General features: G+C 48.6%; 14 protein-coding genes, 2 tRNA genes and 1 other annotated feature. Of the genes, 3 read left to right on the forward strand and 13 right to left on the reverse strand.

The annotated features are described in order from the left end of the window. Positions 1 to 82: 82 nt before the first annotated feature. The 3 genes from WH46_RS01435 to WH46_RS01445 form a co-directional block, all read right to left on the reverse strand. A complete protein-coding gene (locus WH46_RS01435; protein WP_017811351.1) occupies positions 83 to 349 on the reverse strand; it encodes an aspartyl-phosphate phosphatase Spo0E family protein in 267 nt (88 codons plus the stop codon). 132 nt (positions 350 to 481) lie between these two features. Beyond that, positions 482 to 1684 (reverse strand): aminotransferase class I/II-fold pyridoxal phosphate-dependent enzyme, encoded by a 1203-nt coding sequence (locus WH46_RS01440; RefSeq protein ID WP_017811352.1) that lies wholly within the window; start codon positions 1682 to 1684, stop codon positions 482 to 484. Between the two features lie 15 nt (positions 1685 to 1699). Beyond that, the gene (locus WH46_RS01445; protein WP_017811353.1) at positions 1700 to 2200 is read right to left on the reverse strand and encodes an Lrp/AsnC family transcriptional regulator; all 501 of its coding nucleotides are present in this window, start codon (positions 2198 to 2200) and stop codon (positions 1700 to 1702) included. 255 nt (positions 2201 to 2455) lie between these two features. Here WH46_RS01445 and WH46_RS01450 point away from each other — a divergent pair, with 255 nt between their 5' ends. After that, positions 2456 to 3700, forward strand: a complete 1245-nt coding sequence (locus WH46_RS01450) for an NAD(P)/FAD-dependent oxidoreductase (RefSeq protein WP_046225446.1) — start codon at positions 2456 to 2458, stop codon at positions 3698 to 3700. 114 nt (positions 3701 to 3814) lie between these two features. Here WH46_RS01450 and WH46_RS01455 read toward each other — a convergent pair whose 3' ends face one another. The 3 genes from WH46_RS01455 to WH46_RS01465 all read right to left on the reverse strand — a co-directional run bounded on the left by WH46_RS01455 (position 3815) and on the right by WH46_RS01465 (position 7366). Next, positions 3815 to 4411 (reverse strand): hypothetical protein, encoded by a 597-nt coding sequence (locus tag WH46_RS01455; RefSeq protein WP_046225447.1) that lies wholly within the window; start codon positions 4409 to 4411, stop codon positions 3815 to 3817. An 81-nt stretch (positions 4412 to 4492) separates the two neighbouring features. Beyond that, the gene (locus WH46_RS01460; protein WP_046225448.1) at positions 4493 to 4912 is read right to left on the reverse strand and encodes a DUF350 domain-containing protein; all 420 of its coding nucleotides are present in this window, start codon (positions 4910 to 4912) and stop codon (positions 4493 to 4495) included. Positions 4913 to 4999: 87 nt separating this feature from the next. Next, positions 5000 to 7366 carry an endonuclease MutS2 gene (locus WH46_RS01465; protein WP_046225449.1) on the reverse strand — a complete coding sequence of 789 codons (2367 nt, stop codon included), beginning with the start codon at positions 7364 to 7366 and terminating at the stop codon, positions 5000 to 5002. Between the two features lie 283 nt (positions 7367 to 7649). On the opposite strand from WH46_RS01465, the gene WH46_RS01470 reads away from it, so the two are divergent. Then, positions 7650 to 8081, forward strand: coding sequence for a cupredoxin domain-containing protein (locus WH46_RS01470; RefSeq protein WP_046225450.1), 432 nt, complete (start codon positions 7650 to 7652; stop codon positions 8079 to 8081). 154 nt (positions 8082 to 8235) lie between these two features. On the opposite strand, the gene zapA is transcribed toward WH46_RS01470, so the two are convergent. The 4 genes from zapA to WH46_RS01490 form a co-directional block, all read right to left on the reverse strand. Beyond that, the gene (gene zapA / locus WH46_RS01475) at positions 8236 to 11442 is read right to left on the reverse strand and encodes a cell division protein ZapA (RefSeq protein WP_046225451.1); all 3207 of its coding nucleotides are present in this window, start codon (positions 11440 to 11442) and stop codon (positions 8236 to 8238) included. Between the two features lie 425 nt (positions 11443 to 11867). Next, the gene (pheT, locus tag WH46_RS01480) at positions 11868 to 14309 is read right to left on the reverse strand and encodes a phenylalanine--tRNA ligase subunit beta (protein ID WP_046225452.1); all 2442 of its coding nucleotides are present in this window, start codon (positions 14307 to 14309) and stop codon (positions 11868 to 11870) included. Positions 14310 to 14410: 101 nt separating this feature from the next. Next, the gene (pheS, locus tag WH46_RS01485; protein WP_026135993.1) at positions 14411 to 15424 is read right to left on the reverse strand and encodes a phenylalanine--tRNA ligase subunit alpha; all 1014 of its coding nucleotides are present in this window, start codon (positions 15422 to 15424) and stop codon (positions 14411 to 14413) included. An 85-nt stretch (positions 15425 to 15509) separates the two neighbouring features. Next, positions 15510 to 15863: a binding site (T-box leader), on the reverse strand. 71 nt (positions 15864 to 15934) lie between these two features. After that, positions 15935 to 18025 (reverse strand): ABC-F family ATP-binding cassette domain-containing protein, encoded by a 2091-nt coding sequence (locus tag WH46_RS01490; protein ID WP_046225453.1) that lies wholly within the window; start codon positions 18023 to 18025, stop codon positions 15935 to 15937. A gap of 671 nt (positions 18026 to 18696) precedes the next feature. Between WH46_RS01490 and WH46_RS01495 the strand changes: the two genes are divergently transcribed. Further along, positions 18697 to 19290: an RBBP9/YdeN family alpha/beta hydrolase gene (locus WH46_RS01495; RefSeq protein WP_052714074.1), complete on the forward strand. Its 594-nt coding sequence runs from the start codon at positions 18697 to 18699 to the stop codon at positions 19288 to 19290. Between the two features lie 123 nt (positions 19291 to 19413). Here the strand turns inward: WH46_RS01495 and WH46_RS01500 are convergent, their stop codons facing one another. The 3 genes from WH46_RS01500 to WH46_RS01510 form a co-directional block, all read right to left on the reverse strand. Next, complete coding sequence (locus WH46_RS01500) at positions 19414 to 21090, reverse strand: ATP-binding protein (protein WP_046225454.1); 1677 nt, start codon at positions 21088 to 21090, stop codon at positions 19414 to 19416. Positions 21091 to 21280: 190 nt separating this feature from the next. After that, positions 21281 to 21351: transfer RNA gene (locus WH46_RS01505), tRNA-Gly, on the reverse strand. A 12-nt stretch (positions 21352 to 21363) separates the two neighbouring features. Continuing rightward, a tRNA-Pro gene (locus WH46_RS01510) sits at positions 21364 to 21437 on the reverse strand. Positions 21438 to 21644: the final 207 nt, after the last annotated feature.

Genomic DNA, 21644 nt, shown 5'->3' on the forward strand with positions numbered 1-21644 from the left:
ATCTTCGGCATATAGTCGAATATGACTGCGTATGTATAAGCAATGATTAGGTATATACAGTTTCTATGCTTTCTACATGATTCTATAGTGGTGGTTTCTTATTGGTAAGTCGCATATATTCGTTGATTTTGAGATCCAGCATCATGCTGACTTCCAGTACATCATCAGCGATAAAAGATTGTTGTTCCATAAATAACTGTTCCATCTGGCTGCGGAGCACACGAATCTCATTTTCCAGGGAAAGTAATTGTCTGGATCTGATTGACTCCGGCTGCTGTGGCCAGGTTGCCTGATTTTCCGAGAGCATCAGCCCGCGGTAAATTGGACCCGGATATTCCGTACAATACAAATAATTACCTCCTTCGAAATAAAATTCCTGCTTCCGAAGACCTATTATAGCATAGGTTATCTGAAATGGAAGCAGAAATTTGGTTTACAGGAGATAATAAGATTTTTTTGTGACAATTTACATTAATGGAAATTATTTAATCTTGGCAACGAACGAACCAATCCGCTCCAGCGCTTCGCTAAGTTGCGCGACCGAGGTAGCATAGGAACAGCGAATAAATCCTTCTCCGCCCAGCCCAAACACAGTACCCGGTACAGCCGCTACCCGCCCTTCAACCAACAGCTGCTGGGCAAATTCCTCAGAGCTAAGGCCGGTAGATTGAATACTCGGGAAAGCATAAAATGCTCCCTGGGGTTCATGACAATCCAGCCCGATCTGACGGAATCCTTCGACGATCAGACGTCTGCGACGGTTATAGGATTCGACCATTTTGTCCTTTTCACCAAGACCATTAGTCAGGGCTTCCAGTGCAGCTACCTGTCCCATGACTGGTGCGCACATCACGGTATACTGGTGAATCTTGAGCATCGCCGAGATCAGATCCGGATGCCCACAGGCATAACCCATACGCCAGCCTGTCATCGCAAATGCTTTGGAGAATCCACTCACCAGAATCGTACGGTCTTTCATCCCAGGTATAGAGGCAAAGCTCACATGCTTGGTTCCATACGTCAATTCCGCATAGATTTCATCGGAAATAACGATCAGATCATGCTTTTCTACTACTTTGGCAATAGGTAGCCAATCCTCATAGGTCATAATGGCGCCGGTCGGATTACTTGGATAGCAGAGAATCAGAATTTTGGAACGCGGTGTGATACTTTTCTCCAGCGCTTCGGCAGTCAGTTTGAAGTTATCACTGGCAAATGTCTCGATACCGACTGGCACACCACCACCAATAGCTGTAATCGGTGAATAGGAGATGTAACACGGTTCGGGAATCAAAATCTCGTCTCCCGGCGCAATCAGTGCACGCAGCGCCAGATCGATCGCTTCGCTCCCTCCAACAGTGACCAGAATCTCGTCCTTGGGATCGTAAGAAGTTTTGAATTCATTTTCCAGATAACCTGCAATGGCTTCGCGCAGTTCAGGCATACCCGCATTGGAAGTATAACGGGTATATCCTCGCTCCAGGGAATAAACGCATGCTTCACGTACATGCCATGGCGTCGTAAAATCCGGCTCTCCGACACCAAGTGTAATAATATCCTTGCTGGCACTCACCAGATCAAAAAACTTGCGGATGCCGGAAGGCTGTATTCCGCGTACAAGCGGCGACAGATACGAATCCATCGACTTCGGCTCTCCGGCTGGCTGTTCTCGGTTGACAATCATAGTAGGCCTCTTCCTTTACGGGGAAATAATCAGGCGCTGGTCATCTTCGTGTTCTTCGAAAATAATACCATCCTGTTTGTATTTTTTGAGAATGAAATGGGTTTTTGTTGATAATACGGATTCAATAGGAGACAGACGTTCGGATACGAAGCTGGCTACCTCTTTGAGATTATGGCCTTCCACTTCGACCAACAGATCGTAGGCGCCGGACATCAGATAGACGGATTTCACCTGTGGATACAGATAAATGCGTTCTGCAATCCCTTCAAATCCACGTCCGCGTTCAGGAGTAATCTGTACTTCGATCAGGGCAGTAACCGTCTCTTCATCCACCTTGCTCCAGTTCACGACAGTAGCATACTTGACGATCACATGATCATCTTCGAGTTCCTGAATCGCTTGTTTAATCTCGGCTTCCTCTACACCCAGCAACGTGGAAATCAGCTGTGGCGTACGCCGTGCATCTTCTTTTAACAGATCAAGTACCTGCAGCTTAAGCTCGCTCAGTTCCTTCATAAATGTATAGCCTCCAAGTGCTAAAGATTAATATTAAATATTACACGAAACGTATACTTGTGCAACCCCGGACCTGCTGCCAGCCTCATATATAAGCCTCTATTCGTTGTAAAAAGAAATACAGCTGCTTCATTATTGTGATAATCCGGTTACTTAATTGTAGTAACTAGCTGTTTATTCCATTTAGGAACATGGTGCAGATGTTACAGAACAGGCGGTTTGCAATTTATTTTAACTATCCAAGGAGCGAATACAATGGATTTACACACCGGTAATACCATGTGGGGTCATACCCTCACCAATCCGCCACGCTATGAGCAACTGCAGGAAAATCTGGAATGTGACGTACTCGTCATTGGAGGCGGCATGGGCGGAGCTCTATGTGCACGCGAATTTGCCCGCCGTGGACTGAAAACAGTCGTTGTAGACAAACGATACATTGGTCAGGGCAGCTCTATAGCCAACACCGGTTTGCTGCAATATACCAACGACAAGACTTTAACGGCTTGCATTCATACGTTTGGTGAAAAAAATGGCGTACTGTTCTACGATCTTTGCCGGCAGGCGATGGAGTACTTGCTGCATACGGCGCCTACACTTCCGATGGATGCCCAGCTGATTCCACGCAGCAGTCTTTATTTTGCCAGCAGTGAGCAGGATGTAGAAGGGCTGCGTGAAGAGTATCACAATTTGAAACGGCACGGGTTTGATGCCGAATACTGGGTGGAAGACCGGATTGCAGAGCATTTCTCTTTCCGCAAACCTGCTGGTCTATATACACATGGAGATGCAGAAGTGAATCCTTATCGATTAGTGCATGCGCTGATGATGGATGCTGTCAATCACGGTGCACACATCTTTGAACAAACGACTATTACCAATCAGGAATTCACTGAAGATGGTGTGATCTGCCATGCCGGTGATTTGTCGATCCGTGCTCGCCGCGTCGTCTTCTCTACCGGATATGAGACACAGGAGGAGAAAAAAGAGCGCGGTGCTTTCCTGATGAATACGTATGCTATTGCTACTACACCTGTTCAGAATCTGACAGGCTGGCACGAGAAGAGCATGCTGTGGGAAACGGCACGTCCTTATCTATATATGCGTACTACTGTGGATAACCGGATTATTGTAGGGGGTCTGGATGAACCGGTCACTACAGTCGAAGACCGGGATACACGGCTTGTACATCAGGCCAATCAACTGCTGGAATCAGTACGTGAGCTCTTTCCGAATATGGGACCATTATCTATTGATTCAGCATGGGCGGCTTCTTTTGGCTCCAGTCGTGATGGACTGCCTTATATGGGACCTCATCCGGAGTACCCGAATTGTTACTTTGTGGAGGGTTATGGGGGCAACGGCACAGTTTATAGTACGATTGCAGCCATGCTGCTCGCAGACGAACTTGTCGGTATTCACCGTCCGGAGCTGGAATTGTTCAGCCTGACTCGCACCTCCAAACCTTCACCATCTGTATCACCCGATATATTGGTATAAATACAAGAATACAAACAACAAGACGCACACAGCAGATGATCAAAAGTGATCGGTCGCTGTGTGCGTCTTGTTGTATATCTTGTTCATATTTCAGTACTTACTCGAATCCTTGCATTACTTATTATCCTGATGGCGGGTCAGATGATCTATCATACGCAGACGCTCTTCTTCGCCCAGACTCTGGTGTACATGGAAGCAGCTTGGGCATACATAGACATTCACCTTGAATGGAGCTTTCAGGAAAGCCAGTTCTTTACCAGCAGACTGATTGGGTACGAAGCCGATTGCTCCATGTTCCTGGGTACCCGCCAGCAGCATGTATTCCTGACAATGCGGACACTGCGGAATTTCTTCCTGCGTATCTAGCAGCTGCTCTACATTCTCCTCATAATCGACCATCTTGAAATTCTCGTCACCATACTTCTCGATTGTTTTCAGGGAAGATAGATTCGGCTGATGGAACAGTTCTGCTTCGTCGAGCAGAGTTGTTGCCCGTGAAGCGATTGAGTTGTTTTTATTTTCGGAAGTATGTGCCGTTTCCGGTGAGCGAGTCTCTGCTTCGTACTGCTCTTCTTCTTCCTCATTCAGATCAATATTAAGCGTGCGGTATCCGTTCAATTCATTACCGCAATGGGGACAATGCTCTTCCGGTCCAAATTCCGGGTCCCATACGATCTCACTGTGACACCATGGGCATACTGTTGTATCCATTGTATTATTCCTTTCGTTTATCCAATTAGTCATTCTCCAGGAAAAATGCTGCAATTTTCCTTGTATTCATTTCCGTATCTTCTACAAAATAGCCGCTCCGATCACATACGATAATGAAATCGATATAACCATGGAAATAAATCCGATGGCCCGGTTATCGGAGGCAATCTCCCGGTCGATATTAAATACCGGTGTCAGGAATTCGAATAAAAAGTACGCGGCCAGCAGCAGCATAAAGCCGATCAGTGACCATCCCAGGCTTCCGTATACCGAACTGTGCGCTTCAATAGAGAATCGCATAATATTGCAAATCCCGAATATCTTGCCGCCGGTCGCCATCGCCACGGACATATTGCCGCGCTTGATTTCATCCCAGCATCTATATCGGGTCACTAATTCAAAGCACCATAAAAATACGATTAGCTGAAGCACGGCAACAGAAAAATAACCTATCATCATTCCGACCGGATGCGCCAGCAGGGGATCAATATAATCCTTCACGTCACTTCGTAACTCCTTCCGGTTATGAAATCATCCACAGATCATCGTAGTCAATACGTATATCCTGCAGAATGGTTTCATACGGGATCATTTCAATTCGGCTACCGTGACACCTGTGCCACCTTCGCCATAGTTACCGGTGCGGAAGCTTTTGACATGCTTGTGACGACGCAGAAAATCCTGGATCCCCGTACGCAGTACCCCTGTTCCTTTTCCGTGAATAATATAGACCTGACCTAGATTGGCAAGGAACGCTTCATCGAGGAAACGATCCACATCGATCAGTGCTTCTTCTACATTGGCACCTCGCAGATCCAGCTCGGAATGGGTATTGTCATCCCGGGAACGCTGAACGGTCGTTACCTGTTTGCGCTGCGGCGCAGCAGGCTTGGCAGATTCGATCAATTCCAGGTCGCTGAGTGCTACCTTCATTTTCATAATCCCCATCTGTACTGTTGCTTCCTTGGAACCGGATAATTCCACAACATGTCCACGCTGATTGAAGCTGTGTACCATTACTTCGTCACCAGGACCAATCGGCTTGTTCTTTTTATCCGGCTTGGCTGCAGCTTTTTTCTTGATCCGCTGTGCCGGTGCTGCTTCATCAAGCTGTCTGCGGGCGGCGATCAAACGGTGCTCCTTGACCGAAGCGCCTTCTTCCTGTGCCATTTTGCGCAGAGAACTGATTACCTGGTCCGCTTCGGCACGTGCTTTGGCCAGAATCTCGCGTGCTTCTTCCTCAGCCTTGTCGAGGCGCTTGTCACGCTGCTCTTCCAGACGGGCAAGATCGCGTTCATAACGAGTACGTAACTCTTCCATCTGCTGACGCAGTTTGGCGGCTTCGTTGCGATCAGCCTCGGCACTGAGACGATTTGTCTCAAGTGAAGCAATCATCTGCTCGACGCGTTGATCTTCTTCTCCGACTTCGCCGCGCGCACGCTCCAGGATCACTCCCGGCAATCCAAGACGCTCGGCAATCGCAAATGCATTACTGCGTCCCGGTACGCCTATCAGTAGGCGGTAAGTAGGACTCAGTGTATTCACATCAAACTCCATGCTCGCATTAATTACCCCTTTGCGATCATAAGCATACGCCTTGAGCTCGCTATAGTGGGTAGTTGCAATCATACGGCAGCCCTGGGCATGAATATGCTCCAGAATAGCTATCGCAAGCGCCGATCCTTCTGCCGGGTCGGTACCTGCACCCAGCTCATCGAACAGGACCAGACTCTTCGGCGTCATCTGCTTCAAAATGGAGATAATATTGGTCATATGGCTGGAGAATGTACTGAGGTTCTGCTCAATACTCTGTTCATCTCCAATATCCGCATAGATCGCATCAAAGACGCAGAGCTGGCTGCCTTCATCGGCAGGGATAAACAATCCGGACATCGCCATCAGGCTCAGCAGTCCAACCGTTTTAAGTGTAACGGTTTTACCACCCGTATTCGGACCGGTAACAATGATGCTGGAATACGTATTGCCCAGTTCCAGATCAGTCGGTACTACATAGTCGAGCGGGATCAGCGGATGACGGGCTTTTTTGAGCTTGAGGAAGCCGCGATCATTCATGATCGGACGACTGGACTTCATCGCATGAGCCAGTCTTGCTTTGGCAAATACAAAATCCAGCTGAGCCAGCGTCTCTACATCATAGCCCAGCAGTTCAGCCTGATCAGCTACCTGCGCAGTGAGCTTCTGCAAGATAACTTCAATCTCGCGTTCTTCGCGCAAACGGGCTTCACGCAGCTTGTTGTTCATGGCTACGATTGCCTCCGGTTCAATAAACAGAGTCGCACCGGAACCAGATTGATCATGCACAATACCGCCAAAGTAAGAGCGGTATTCTGCTTTTACCGGAATCACGAAGCGATCACCGCGGATCGTAACCAGCTGATCCTGCAGCATCTTGGCTACTGTCTGGGAACGGATCATACCGTCAAGCTTCTCGCGGATACGTACTTCACCGGTACGCAGTTCACGACGTACCGCTGCCAACTCGCTGCTCGCCGAATCCATGACATGAGCCGAATCATCGATACAGGCACGAATAGCCTTTTCCAGTGGACGCTGATCGGATAACAGCTCGATCAGATCCGCCAGCCATGGCACCGGATTCTCTTCATGCACCATTTCTACATGACGTGCGGCACGACGTCCGCCCATAATCGTATTCGCGATGCCCAGCAGCTCGGAGGGATTCAATGTTCCAGCGATCCGGGCACGGCTGACTGCCGGACGGATATCCACGATTCCACCAAAAGGCGGTGTTCCTTTTAAACGGTCAACAGTAGCCGCTTCATCTGTAGCTTGAAGCAGTTTTTTGACGTATTCCAGATCGGTATCCGGCTGTAGCGACAATGCCGTCTGCTTACCGATCGATGTAGCCGCATAACCGGCCAGCATATCTAAAATTTGACCATACTGCATGGTATGGAATATTTTATTATTCAACGTGGTGACACTCCTCTATAACAAACATAATCGGTAAGTCCATCTTCTCTCTCGGGTACCGCAGAGAAGGATATTACTTTCCTCGCAGGGATGGGACATTAGCGTCCCAGACTGCCTCGCGGCCGCAGACGCAGGCAGCTCCATTAAAGCGCTTTTCTACAAGAAACTGCCGAAAAATTCGCTTCCATTCTATTATACACTGTGACGTAATTTTCACAAAATCATCGCATGACAAATCATGGAAGAATACAGTATGATAGAAAGGATGAGGAGGGATTATTTTATGAAAAAATACATCGTTGCCAGTATGACCATTGCCATGATGCTGCTAACATCCGCCTGCGGCGGTCAAAGCGAGACATCCGAACATGCGAATCACCAGCAAAGCAGTGTTACCGATACAGGAGTAGCTTCATCCGATCAGACATCCGGCGCTGCCAAGGGTGGAGAACAGCTTGTTGTCAAAGCAACCAACTATCAATTTGATCAACCGGAATATCACGTCAAAAAAGGAAAACCTGTTACTATCGTATTCGATAATGTACAAGGCAACCATGGCCTGATGATTCCTGCACTGAATGTGAATCTGAATGCACGTGATTCCTCTATTACAGTAACACCACAGGAAGCCGGCACATTCGATATGGCCTGCTCGATCATGTGTGGTTCCGGCCATAGCACCATGGTCGCCAAGCTGATCGTCGACGAAGCCTGATAAAAGGCAGAGGTTTGCTGACCCGCAGCCATCACGTCGGTATCCTAACCCTGTAGTCATGCCAAAACCCCTTGTCTGATCCGGCACAATAATCATTGTGCTCGGTAATCAGGCAAGGGGTTTTATTATGCTTAGGATGATCTTCGTTACGGTTCTAGTTCTGATCCTGCTCGATCAGTTCCAGCCATTCATTATGCTCTACCTGCAGCTGCAAATGTTGCTCACGCAGAGCATCCAGCTCGCGCTGAATACGCTCTTTCTCTTCGAACTGTGCATCACGTTCCACATGAATCAGACGCAGCTGATGGCTCATCATTTCGTACTGATCCATTATTTCCTGGGTCTCCTGACTCTTCTCTTCCCGGGAATTCTGCAGCTGTTCATACTCTGTACGCCATCTCTGCTCACTGCTAGCCAGCTCTTGCAGCTGTTGTTCCTGCTGACGCTGCTGCTCCAGGATCTGTTCCATACGGGACTGCCAGTCCTGCAGTTCAGTCCGCAGCTGCTGACTCTGCTGCTCCAGACGTCCAATCTCTTCCATATAGCCTTGTTCGTTCAATACCGCTGCCCGGTAATCTTCCTCCAGACGAACGTAACGCTGGTTCCAGCTGTCCACATCCTGAAGCGTCTCATCCAGCAACACGGCCTGCTGACTCTGCTGCTGCTGAAGTTCAGCTATTTGTCCGTTCAACGCAGCAATGCGTTGTTCCGACTCCCGGTGATGCTGCTCCAGCTGGGACTGCATTTCGAGCGTCTCCTGTTCCTGCTGTCTGGACAGCTCACGCCAGGTATCCACTTCCTGCTTATACTGCTCACTCTCTTCCCGGACAGCTGCCAACTGATCGGCAGCTTCTTGACGGGCAACGTTCAGTTGATCTGCTGCCTCCTGACGTGCTTGCTGCAATTGACTCTCCTGTTCGGCCAATTGACCGGACAGCGTCGTATGCCGCTGCTGCTGCATGGACAATTCACGCTGATAATGGCGGACTTCCTCCTCCTGCTGGGTGGATAGCTCGCGCCATGTATTCATTTCTTCCTGATAAACGGCAGACTCGGACTGTAATCCGGATAATTGATTTTCCAGTAGGCGAACCTGCTCCCCGGCCGCTGCAAACTGCTGCTGCAGCTGTTGTTCCAGTTCGTTCAGACGTTGTATTTCTTTTTCCAGCTCGGCCGAGTTCTGCTGCCAGGTATCTGCTTCTTCACGGGATTGGGTAGCAGACGTCGTCAATTCCTCTACCTGCTGCTTCAGAAGCTCAATCTGTCCAGCAAGATCATCTCGCTGCGAGTTCAGACGGTTAACTTCCACTTCCAGATCTACTGAACTCTGCTGCCAAGTATCGGCTTCTTCGCGCGACTGCGCAGCAGACATCGTCAATTCCTCTACCCGCTGCTTCAGAAGCTCATTCTGTCCAGCAAGATCATCTCGCTGCGAGTTCAGACGGTTAACTTCCACTTCCAGATCTACTGAACTTTGCTGCCAAGTATCGGCTTCTTCACGCGACTGCGCAGCAGACGTCGTCAATTCCTCTACCTGCTGCTTTAGAACCTCAATCTGTCCGGCTAGATCATCTCGCTGCAAGTTCAGGCGGTTAACTTCCACTTCTAGCTCTACTGAACTCTGCTGCCAAGTATCGGCTTCTTCACGGGATTGGGTAGCAGACGTCGTCAACTCCTCTACCTGCTGCTTCAGAAGCTCAATTTGTCCGGCAAGAACATCTCGCTGCGAGTTCAGCCGGTCAACTTCCACTTCCAGATCTACTGAACTCTGCTGCCAAGTATCGGCTTCTTCGCGCGACTGTGTGGCAGACGTCGTCAGTTCCTCTACCTGCAGCTCCAAAAGTTCAATCTGACCGGCAAGGTCATCACGCTGCAGGGTTAGCTTGGACAATTGATCTTCCAACTGACCAATCTCTTCATCCCTCTGCTGTTGCGACAATTCCAGTTCCAGCTTCAGCTGGGTCAGCTGATCTTCATGCTGTTCGGACAGACGTTGCCATACTGCAGCCTCTTCCCGGACTTCGGTTGTTGTTGTATTTAGCTGCTCCAACTGCTGCTCACGGGCATTCAATTGATCTTGAAGCTCTGCATACTGCTGACGAATCGAAGAGAGCTCCTGTTGCAATTGCTGCATGTCCTGTTCATGCTGGCTGGATAGCTGTTCCCAGGTAACGGCTTCCTCTTGCGTATTGGTTAGCTGGGTACGGGTTTCTTCCAGCTGCTGCATATAGGCTCCCAGTTGATCTTCCAATTCCTGACGGCGCTGCTCTGCTTCGGTCAGCTGCAGTCGAAGTTCGCTTAGCTGATCTTCGTATTGACCGGACAATTCGGTACGCAGCTGCTCTGCACGCTGCTCCAGTTCCTGATAGCGCTGCTGTACGGATTCTATTTCCAACTTCAGGCGTTCTTTCTCTTCCTGTTCGGTATCCAGCTGTCCTGTCAATTCGGTCAGCTGATGAGCAGTCTGTTCCTGCTGCTGCTGTAGATCTGTATATTCGCTTTGAACACGATTGAGCTCATTTTCCTGCTGCTGGGATAGCTCTCGCCAGGTTTCGGATTCTTCGCGAACTTCAGCCATCCCTTTTTCAAGCTGTCCGTGTTTGGAACGTACTTCTTCCAGCTGGGCGTGCAAAAAGTCGTTATCTTCCTCCAGTTCCATTTTGCGCTGTTGTGCTTGATCATGCTCCTGCTGCAGGGTAAATAACTGCTCTTCCAGTTCTCCGCTGCGCAGCCGCAGCTGCTCTTCGTTCTCGGCGGACTGCATGATATCCAGCTGCTGTTGTTCCAGCTTTTCTTTGGTACTTTGCTCCAGACTGCGATACTGCTCTTGCGCTGCTGCAGCGGTCGTCTGCACACTATCCAGCTGCTGACGCAGTTCCTGGGCCGATTGCTGATACTGCTTGTTCTGTTCGCCCAGCTGCTGATTTTGCTTTTGCACCTGGGTCAGTTGTTCACGAGTTTGTGATACTTCCTTCTCGGCAGTAGTCAGACGGGCAGTTAGCTGCTGCTTCTGGTTCTGCTGCTCGCCGGCTTCTGCCTGCAGCTTCTGGATCATTTCCTGCTGCTGTTGCTGAACAGCCTGCAGGCGCTCCAACTCATCGGTCAGACGCTGCTGCTCTGCGATTGCCGTATCCAGTTCCCCGCGTTCGGTGCTGGATTGAATCGCTTCCTCAGCCATATGTACAGCGGACAGAATCGCCAGCTTGGTCGTATCCAGATGACTATGGGCCTGCGATATACTGTGCATATGCTCATCCACATACTGAGCCACACTTTTCATGTAGTCGGCACTGCTGCCAACTAATTTATATGAAGTCCCGTAGATGTTGACGGTGACTCGGATTCGATCGTTTGTTGTCACAGTTGTGCCCTCCTTTGCTTGCCGGACCATTATCGTCCATTGCATTCATCATTTATTTTAACGTATTTGCGTTAATTGTATCATCAAAAGATATTGAATAAGTGGATAAGGATATTTTGTCTAAACACAAAAAGGTTGACGATGCTGGAGCATTCTCGTCAACATTTTGCAGCCGTATACTCAGCGTGCGTCTTCCTGCCGTGAATGATGCGGCAGACCAGATTACTGCGCACATCCATTTTAGCTTTGCAGCCGCATGAGTACAAGCAGTATCTATCCATTTGCAAAATGCTCCTGTGTATATTCTAGAGGTGTATGAACAAAAAAGCCACATCGACTGTAATTCGATGTGGCTTTCCCATATTCCTGCTGCCTCATGACAGGTAGGATTCTTTATTTTACAAATGAATACCTGGATAATCCGCTTATTTACGAAGTTCTGCTCCGAATTGCTCCGACAGCAGGGCAATAACCTGCTGATGAACACCAGTCACCTCTTCATCGGTCAGAGTATGCTCCTGATGACGATATACAAGTGCAATCGCTACGCTCTTCTTGCCTTCGCCCAGACGCTCACCTTTGAAAATATCAAATACCTGTACCGATTCCAGCAATTCTCCTGCCGTCTCGCGAATCACTTTCAGCAGATCCCCTGCCGGAATTTCATCATTGACAACAACAGCAATATCACGCTGTACCGAAGGATAACGCGGTAGTTCATGATACGTGATCTGCTCGCTCACATGTTCATATAGCGGAGTCAGCTCGATTTCGGCGACATAGGTATCTTCCAGATCGGATTCACGCTGGATATCCGGATGAATCTGACCGATGGTTCCGATACGTACTTCCTGAGTACCGGATTGCAGATATACCGATGCAGAACGTCCCGGATGATAGCCTTCCGGCTGATCGGCGCGATAAGATACGAATTGCTGCAGTCCTAGATAGTCGAATAATCCATCCAGTGCTCCCTTGATATCAAAGAAATCCACGCGATCGTTAGCTGTATTCCACTGTGCCTGCTGACGACGTCCAGTGAGCAGAAGTCCAAGCAGAGGCACTTCCTGCGGCTGGCGAGTCAGCTTCTCTTCTTCGGTGAAGAAAGCCATGCCCACTTCGAACAATGCCAGATTCTCCTGCTTACGGTTGCGATTGTAGGAAGCAATCTCCAGCATATTGGAGACCAGTCCGGTACGCAGTACACTGCGCTCTTCACTCATCGGCATAGCCAGCGCTACATTATGGTTGCTGCCGCGCAGCTGCGGGAACAGCTTGTTTTTGTCCGGATGGGTAAAGGAATAACTCACTACTTCGTTATATCCACCATGTACCAGCAGACGGCGAATCGTACGGCGCAGACGCTGCGGACGAGTCAGTGCCCCCGGTGTAGTAGCCCCTTCAATCGCTGTGGTCGGGATATTATCATAACCGTACAGACGGGCTACTTCTTCAATCAGATCCACATCGCGTTCGATATCACCACGGCGGGTTGGAATGCGAATCTCCAGCTGATCCTGGGCATAATCGCCACAAGCGAAATGCAGACGACCAAAGATCGTTTTGACTTCCAGCATGGACAATTCAGTACCAAGATAACGATTCACCTTGCTCAGGGACAGAATCAGCACTTTTTCCTCCGGCTGCTGTACAACCTGCTCGACAACACCTTCATGAATCATGCCTTGTGCATAACGAGCGATCAGTTCAGCCGCACGATTCAGTGCAGGCACGACTGCAGCAGGATCGACTTCTTTTTCAAAACGCAAGCTTGCTTCGGAACGCAGTCCCAGACGACGGGACGTTTTGCGTACGGTTCCGCCATCAAAGCGTGCAGATTCCAGTAGAATATTTACGGTACCCGGTGTTACTTCGGTATCGGCTCCACCCATTACGCCAGCCAGGCCTACAGCCTTGCCACCACTTGCGATAACCAGCATACGCTCATCCAGCTTGCGCTCCTGATCATCCAGCGTCTTGAGCACTTCGCCTTCGCGGCCCATACGTACTTCAATCGCGCCACCGTTCAGCGTATCCGCATCATAAGCATGCAGCGGCTGTCCATATTCCAACATCACAAAGTTGGTAATATCAACCACGTTATTGATCGGACGAACACCGGCAGCGATCAGACGGTTCTGCATCCACAGTGGTGAAGGTGCTACCTGAATGCCGCTGATATAACGTGCAGAGAAATGACTGCACTCCTGCTGGGCTTCGATACTTACGGAGATATGGCTGTTAGCCGCGTCGCCGCCTTCAACCAGATTCACTTCCGGCAGTTTCACTTCACGTCCGAGGATCGCTGCCACTTCATAACCAGCACCGATCATACTCAGACAATCGGAGCGGTTCGGTGTCAGATCAAAGTCCAGTACTTCATCATTCAGTCCGAGCAGTTCAACGACTGGTGTACCGACCTCGGTTTGTTCCGGCAGGACAAGGATACCTTCCTGCTGTTCCTTGGCAAGCAGCTTGTCATTGATACCCAGCTCTTTGGCAGAACAAATCATACCCTGAGAGAGTACACCGCGCAGCTTGGCTTTTTTGATATGAAAATCGCCCGGCAATTTTGCGCCGATTAGCGCTACAGGTACTTTTTGTCCGGCATCGACGTTTTTGGCGCCACAAACGATCTGCAGATCTTCACCCTGTCCGGCATCGACGATACATACATTCAGTTTATCCGCATCCGGATGCTTTTCTTTGCTTTTCACATAACCGACGACAACGCCGGTAATCCCCTGATTACGCTGTTCCACACTGTCAATCTCGATCCCGGCACGGGTAATTTGCTCAGCGAGGTCCTCTGCGTGTACTCCTTCCAGAGACACATACTGAGACAGCCATTGTGTTGATACTTTCACAGTCCGTCCACTCCTTTAACGTTTATATGCTTCATTTCATTTGTATTGGTTTGTTGCAGACAGTCTTGTTCGGCTGTCCTTTTATTCTGGCAGCATCCAGATTACAGATGGGAGAACTGGCTCAGGAAACGCATATCATTGCTGTAGAAATGACGGATATCATCGATACCGTATTTCAGAATAGCGATACGTTCTACGCCCATACCGAATGCAAATCCACTGTATACTTCCGGATCAAATCCGCCCATTTCCAGTACTTTCGGGTGCACCATACCGCAGCCAAGAATCTCGATCCAGATGCGCTCGCCGTTTTTCTTGGTAAAGGTTACATCTACCTCGACGCTTGGCTCTGTGAACGGGAAAAAGCTTGGACGCAGACGAATCTCGGTCTGTTCACCGAACATTTCGCGGGCAAACTGCAGCAGGGTTCCTTTCAGATCACTCATGCGGATGCCTTTATCGATGACCAGTCCTTCAATCTGATGGAACTGGAAAGAGTGGGTAGCATCATCATCATCGCGGCGGTAGACCGTACCCGGGCAGATGACCTTCAATGGTGCCTGTCCTTTGGCCGCTTCCATAGCGCGAATCTGAATCGGCGAAGTCTGCGTACGCATGAGCAGATCTTCCGTCAGGTAAAAGGAATCCTGCATATCGCGTGCCGGATGATTCTGCGGCAGATTCAATGCTTCAAAGTTATAGTAATCCGTCTCAACCTGAGGACCTTCGGCTACACGATAACCCATTCCGATAAAGATATCTTCCAGCTCTTCAATCACTTTGTTGAGCGGGTGAATACTTCCCTGTGTCATCGGACGACCAGGCAGGGTAACATCGACTTTCTCCGCCTGCAGACGCTGATTGGTCTCTGCTCTGACGAATTCTGTTTGTTTGCGGTTGATTACTTCTTCAATCGACTCACGAACTTCGTTGGCAATCTGACCAACGACCGGACGCTCTTCCGCACTCAGTTTACCCATACCGCGCAGAACCTCGGTCAGTGCTCCTTTTTTACCGGAATATTTAACGCGCAGCTCGTCCAGCTCTTTGGGTGTAGATACCTGCTCCAGCACCTCCAGCGCTTCCTTTTGCAAAGCCAGCAAATGCTCTTTCATTTGAACCGTTTCGCTCATTGCCATTTTCCCCTTTCGTTATATCCATCCTATGCTCTGTAACCAACAAAAAAAGGCCTTCTCTCCCGTAAGGGACGAAAAGACCGTGGTACCACCCTTGTTAGAAATATAATACAGCCGGCAAATCGGAATACAGCCAAAATCAATAGCGTTCAGCTGAATCTGTGCCTCTCTGGCATAATTATAATTTCTCGCTCAAAACGATAATAACGGATCGTTAGACCGGCTATCCCTACTGTATCCTGCATGTAGATTCAACCTTGCTCTGTCATGGACAAAGGAAATTAGTTTCTACACCAGTTGTTCAGGAAGCTGCTCCGGAGTGAATTTCAACAGCCTTGTTCCCGGAAAATGCTCTCAATCCATGACATTTTCTCCCTGTAGGGAAGTACGGTCTACTTGTCTCCATCGTTGCAGTTGTTATGGTTGCATGCATGTACATGTACAGATGCTAATAGATACTCATTATTGTACAAACTTCACTCTCTCCCGTCAACGGTTAAAGCGTTCCAATTCACGGCGCAGCTGCCTGATTTCCTGCACCAGCGACAGGGAGGGATCTATTGCAGACCAATATTCAGCTTGTCCGGGCGATTGATTTGAAGTATTCGCACCCCTTTGAGAATCCGAATGTTCAGCAGTAAGTCTACCGGCAGCAGATCCGGTTAATGATGGGTCCTTTTCTGCCGAAGCCATTAATTGTGCCAGTCGAAGCTCCAGCAGCAGACGTTCATCATCAGCCTGCTTGCCACCAGAGCGTTCCTCCTGCTGTTTGCGCTGAACAGACTGCTCATATTCATCCATATTTCCATGGAAAAGAGTACCTTGTCCTTTGCCATCCAGCATGAGCAGACGAGTAGCCAGCCTGCGTACGAGCATGCGGTCATGGGAGACCAGCACGATCGTCCCGCTATAACTCTGCAGTACCGATTCAATCACTTCCTGAGCAGCAATATCCAGATAATTGGTCGGCTCATCCAATACCAGCAGATTCGCTCCGCCAAAATACAGACGAATCAAAGCGGCGCGACACTTTTCACCCATACTGAGTGTACCAATAACCTTGTGCACATCTTCCCGCCGGAACAGAAAACAGCCTAGAATGGTCTGTGCTTCTGTACGTGTCATACCGGGCAGGAGCAGCAGGCTATCCAGCAAGGTAAGCTCTGTCGGCAAGCTTTCCAGCTCCTGTGAAAAATAACCGATCTGCAGTGCAGGATGGCGATGGATCTCTCCTTGCCGCGTTTCCAATTGGCCGAGCATCAGACGCAGCAGCGTTGTTTTACCCGTACCATTGGCTCCTGTAACCGCTAGCCGGTCTCCCCTTTCCAGATGGAAGCTGATACCTGCGAATAATTCGGCTCCAGCAGAACTATGCGGCGAACGGCTATGCTGACTGTTATTTGGTAGCATCATCTGTTCGATAGGCTTGGAAGGAATTTCGCAGTCAGCCGCATTCCTATTTAAATCATAATCAAAATGAACGCCTTTGAACTCCAGCAGCGTACGACCTTTGAATTCACCCGCTTCCAGTTCGAAGTGCAGCTGGTCGCCTGCACGCGGTTTGTCTACCCGCTCTGCTTCCAGCCTTTCCAGCGCTTTTTCCTTGGCATGGTAACGAGATATATTTTTCTTGGCTTTGGCTTTGTAATAACTGGCTGTTATTTTGACTTCATTCTGTTCACCGGCAGCATCATGAGCTTTGTTGAACCAGTCACGATAACGCCGGATCGATTCCTCCAGTGCTTTGCGCTGCTGCTCCTGCTTTTTGTACATGGCTTCCTGGGTGCGCAGCTCCTGCTCTTTGTGCTGCCGATATTCACGGTAGCCTCCCTTATAGGTAGTCATACCGGAAGACGTCAACTCGCACACCGAAGTAGCCATACGATCAACAAACTCCCTGTCATGGGAAACGAACAGCAGGGCACCGGTATATTCCCGCAGACGCTGCTCCAGCCATTCCATTGTCTCGATATCCAGATGGTTGGTCGGCTCATCCAGAATCAGCAGCCGGGTATCCCGGGTAAGAACTGCTGCCAGACGTACCCTGGTTTTCTGACCACCACTCAGACTGCTGTATGGCATAGCCCATAATTCTTCGCCAATACCGATCTGGGTCAGCTGTTTTTCTACGTCCACTTCCCACTGGAATCCATCCAGCTGTTCATACTGCTCCATTCGTGTCCCATACTGCTGCAGCATCTCGTTATACCGATCCGGCGATTGCAGAATATCGGGATCATTCAACTGCTGCTCATAATGATCCAGCACAGCACGCAGTGACCACAGTTCACGCTTGCCCTGTCGAGCCACCTCCAGCACGGTTCGTTCCTGCTGCAGATCTTCTTCATCCTCCTGCTGACGCATCCAGTCCCAGTGTTCCAGCGGCAGCATCCGCTCTACCGTTCCCTCCGTCGGATACTCCTCTCCCATCAGAATACGGATCAGCGTCGTCTTGCCACTCCCATTAAGTCCGATCAGAGCCAGTCTCTCTCCGCTCTCTATTTGCAGATTCACCTGTTCAAAAATCATATGGCCTTTCCAATCCTTGGCCAGATTGCGTATACGTGCTATTGTCGTCATTTGTCATCATCCTCTCCATATGCCGAATATTCATTCGGAACCAAATAAAAAAACCGCGATGGCAAAAGCCTCGCGGTTGATATACAGGAGAAGATGTACTTTGAATTCATATCGGATAATAACAATAATCCAGCTTATACTCTGGTATCCATCTGTTTCCGGAAAGGGTAAACAGGATGCAGCAAACGGATAAAACTGCCGAATTGATTAAATATCTGGCTGTCCGCTACAAAATATGGATAGGAGTAGTACATTTATATGAATGGGTGGCTTATAGATACAACAGCTTCCCACCGATCCCTCACAGGATCATAAATACCGGATATAGGATTCCTCCATGCAGAGACTTCCCAATTGTCGTTACAGTGATATGAAGAAAGACATACGAATCCCGTTGCATCAGCCGCAATAGCTGTCTGCCTGCACTTGTCGTCTGCAGTTAATAGGGACATTCGTATTGTTACTTCATTAGACAATTGGTTACCTCTCTTTTCTGCGGAGTTGTTCAGCTCATAAGGGTTGCAGCTGACAAAGTCATTTTACCAAATTCAGGTACATCTGCCAACCTTAAATGTTTAAATTAGACGTGACACCCTCTAATTTATTATAATGAGCCATATTGTTAACAGGGTTATTTCCATAACAGAGTACATATAGAGGAGTGGAATCATTTGAGTACAAGCTATCTTTTATTGCATGGTCTGGGTGGCAGTGGTCCGGAGCACTGGCAGACCTGGCTGTGCCAGCAACTGATTGAACGCGGACACCGCGTATATTATCCACGCTTTTCCGATCAGGATGCACCTTCCCGGGAGATATGGCTGCGTGAACTGGATGAACTAATGAGCAGTATTCCACAGGATGAAGAATTGATCGTACTAACGCATAGCCTTGGTTGTATCCTGTGGCTTCATTACGCAGCCGATCATCCGGTCCGGCATGTTCGCCAGGCTGTAATGGTCTGTCCCCCGTCTGCCGATACCGGACTGGAAGAAATCAGCAATTTTTTCCCATTGGCACAAAGTATACAGCTCTCGGCTGCTGCCAAGGACACCCTGATTATTATGTCTTCCAGCGATGAGTTCTGCTCGCCGGAACAAGCCCTGGTATATCAGCAGCTGGAAGTTCCTGTACTGCTGCTTCCAAATATGGGTCATATCAATACAGCATCAGGTCACGGGCCGTGGCCACTCATTCTGGATATTGCTTTGACAGGAACGATCCCTCTCCAGCAACTTATGACATCACCTGCTCGTCAGCACTAATTTCTACAACCCATATAAAAAAGCCAGTCTATGCTGCATAGACTGGCTTTTTTTATATGGGTTGAATCGTCGACGAATTATCGCCGCCTCTCTCAATATCCTGTTAAATAACGTCTAGCTTCATCAAGATGAGAAGGCCGTGCTGCTCTTGGTATCGGTTAATGCAAAAATCAAGGCATTCATCAGATACGATCGGCGTACAGGCTTTGAGACTACACTCTTGGACCATGCACGAAGGGAAGTATTCATAGTCATCCCAATAGACGTGAGCAAAATGACCGGAATGCCGTATGCTTGCTGAAGCTGCTCCAGCTGCTGACGTATTGCCGCTGATTTCTCTGTAATGATTAACTCGTGATCCAGCACAATCATATCAAATCTCTGACCTTCATCCAGCCACTGCAGCATATCTTCCAGACTATCTGTTGGTGTAAGCTGTATATCCCAATCTCCTGCGAGACGACCAATCCACTGCAGAGACTTGATGTTATCATCTACCACAAGCATACGTCTGCCCTGCAGAATCGGCTGGCGAAAAGTAGGAACAGAGAATTCATGACGAGGCAGTGTCAAAATAAACGCAAATGTGGACCCCTGGCCTTTAATACTGGAGACAACAATCTGACCGTCCATTAATTCTACGAGCTGTCTGCAAATTAGAAGACCCAGTCCGGTACCTTGATACTGTCCCTCATTCTTATGCACCCGCGTATATCGTTCAAATAGTTGATCGAGCTGCTGATCATCGATACCAATCCCTGTATCTGTAACCGAGAACTTCACGGATACTTTATCCGGGCTTTCTTCCGGCAGCAACTGTGCCTGAACATGTACATCGCCTTCATGAGTAAATTTGATTGCATTACTGATCAGGTTAATCAAAATCTGACGGATCTTGCTGGTATCTCCATACAGAATCGGGATATTTTCCTCAATCTCCATAACAATCTCGATATTGCGTTCCATAGCTTTGGCTGCAAACAGGTAAGTTGATTCCTCTACCAGCGCAGGCAAATCAAACAGCTCCATATCCACCTGCATTTTCCCTGCTTCCATTTTGCTGAAATCCAGTACATTATCGAGCAGTTCCATCAAGGTATGACTGCTTTTACTGATAATATCCAGATGAGAACGCTGCTCGGGGTTCAGTGAAGTCGGTTCCAGCATATCCACCATACTCATGATACCATTGAGCGGATTACGGATCTCATGGCTCAGAATCGCCATCGTATCCGATTTGTACTGCAGCTGCAGATCGACTTCTTCCTTTTGCTGCTGGAGATCATCCAGCTGCACGGTAACCTGCTGATGATCCTGAAGCAGATCGTCATGGATCTCTATCTGCTGCTCCAACCGGCTCTCCAGCTCTACAACATAGGACAGAAATATCGCCATCGAGTGCATCGTTTTGACTTCGGATTTGGAAAATATATATCCTGGCGTATGCAGTGCACATACTGTACCGAATGATTCTCCACTCTGCAGCAGCACCGGAAATCCAATAAATGAATGGTCTCCTGTACTTGCTGTTACCGGCATCTCGCAAGTATACGGATGAGTCAATGTATGGGGGATATAAACGACTTTACGGGATACAATACTGCAGTAGGTATCCTTCAGTGGAAGCTGAAGTCCCTCCTCAACCAGAATCTCGTCCCGGTTAAATGCTTTTAATATATGATTAGTTGTACCGTCATTACTGGCTACAAATATCGTGCTTACATTCAACATGCTGCTAAGCATATCTGTGATATGTCTTGCCGCATCCACAACATTATCAAAAAACAGCTTCTGGATCATGGTCCACCTTTTTTTCTTTGAATTTCTAAAAAGATTACATTCTGGAGATATACAATCAGTATACGGGACGGGTGTTGGCATAGGTATGCTAAATAATGCCATTCTCAAAATTATTTAGTCAGTGAGGAGTAATGAATCAGGAGGGATAATATAAAAAAAAGCCCCTGCAGAGCAAGGGCCTTTGCATTAAAGCGGGTGATGGGAATCGAACCCACGCTATCAGCTTGGAAGGCTGAAGTTCTACCATTGAACTACACCCGCATAATATCAGTATCGGGATGACACGATTTGAACATGCGACCCCCTGGTCCCAAACCAGGTGCTCTACCAAGCTGAGCTACATCCCGAAGTCAGTCATCAAGAAAAGTGTTTTCTTAACGACAGGATCTAGTGTACCATATCCTCATTTATTTGGCAAGCATCGTTTACACAGGGCAGACCTGATCCTACTTCTTTTCTTACAAAGACTTCTTACCGTTAAATCGCCTCACCATTTTGCTTTGGATTTACGCTGCCTTTATCTCCAATTGCATAAAAAATCGGCCTCTCCCTAT

The sequence above is a fragment of the Paenibacillus dauci genome (genome assembly GCF_000971985.1).
Classification (GTDB): domain Bacteria; phylum Bacillota; class Bacilli; order Paenibacillales; family Paenibacillaceae; genus Saccharibacillus; species Saccharibacillus dauci.

What these genes read in the sequence shown, in the direction of transcription:
- pheS (WP_026135993.1), bottom strand. Translation starts at nt 15,424, where the DNA reads ATGAAAGAGCATTTGCTGGCTTTGCAAAAGGAAGCGCTGGAGGTGCTG.
- WH46_RS01490 (WP_046225453.1), bottom strand. Translation starts at nt 18,025, where the DNA reads ATGACGACAATAGCACGTATACGCAATCTGGCCAAGGATTGGAAAGGC.
- WH46_RS01450 (WP_046225446.1), top strand. Translation starts at nt 2,456, where the DNA reads ATGGATTTACACACCGGTAATACCATGTGGGGTCATACCCTCACCAAT.
- WH46_RS01500 (WP_046225454.1), bottom strand. Translation starts at nt 21,090, where the DNA reads ATGATCCAGAAGCTGTTTTTTGATAATGTTGTGGATGCGGCAAGACAT.
- WH46_RS01455 (WP_046225447.1), bottom strand. Translation starts at nt 4,411, where the DNA reads ATGGATACAACAGTATGCCCATGGTGTCACAGTGAGATCGTATGGGAC.
- WH46_RS01470 (WP_046225450.1), top strand. Translation starts at nt 7,650, where the DNA reads ATGAAAAAATACATCGTTGCCAGTATGACCATTGCCATGATGCTGCTA.
- WH46_RS01440 (WP_017811352.1), bottom strand. Translation starts at nt 1,684, where the DNA reads ATGATTGTCAACCGAGAACAGCCAGCCGGAGAGCCGAAGTCGATGGAT.
- WH46_RS01445 (WP_017811353.1), bottom strand. Translation starts at nt 2,200, where the DNA reads ATGAAGGAACTGAGCGAGCTTAAGCTGCAGGTACTTGATCTGTTAAAA.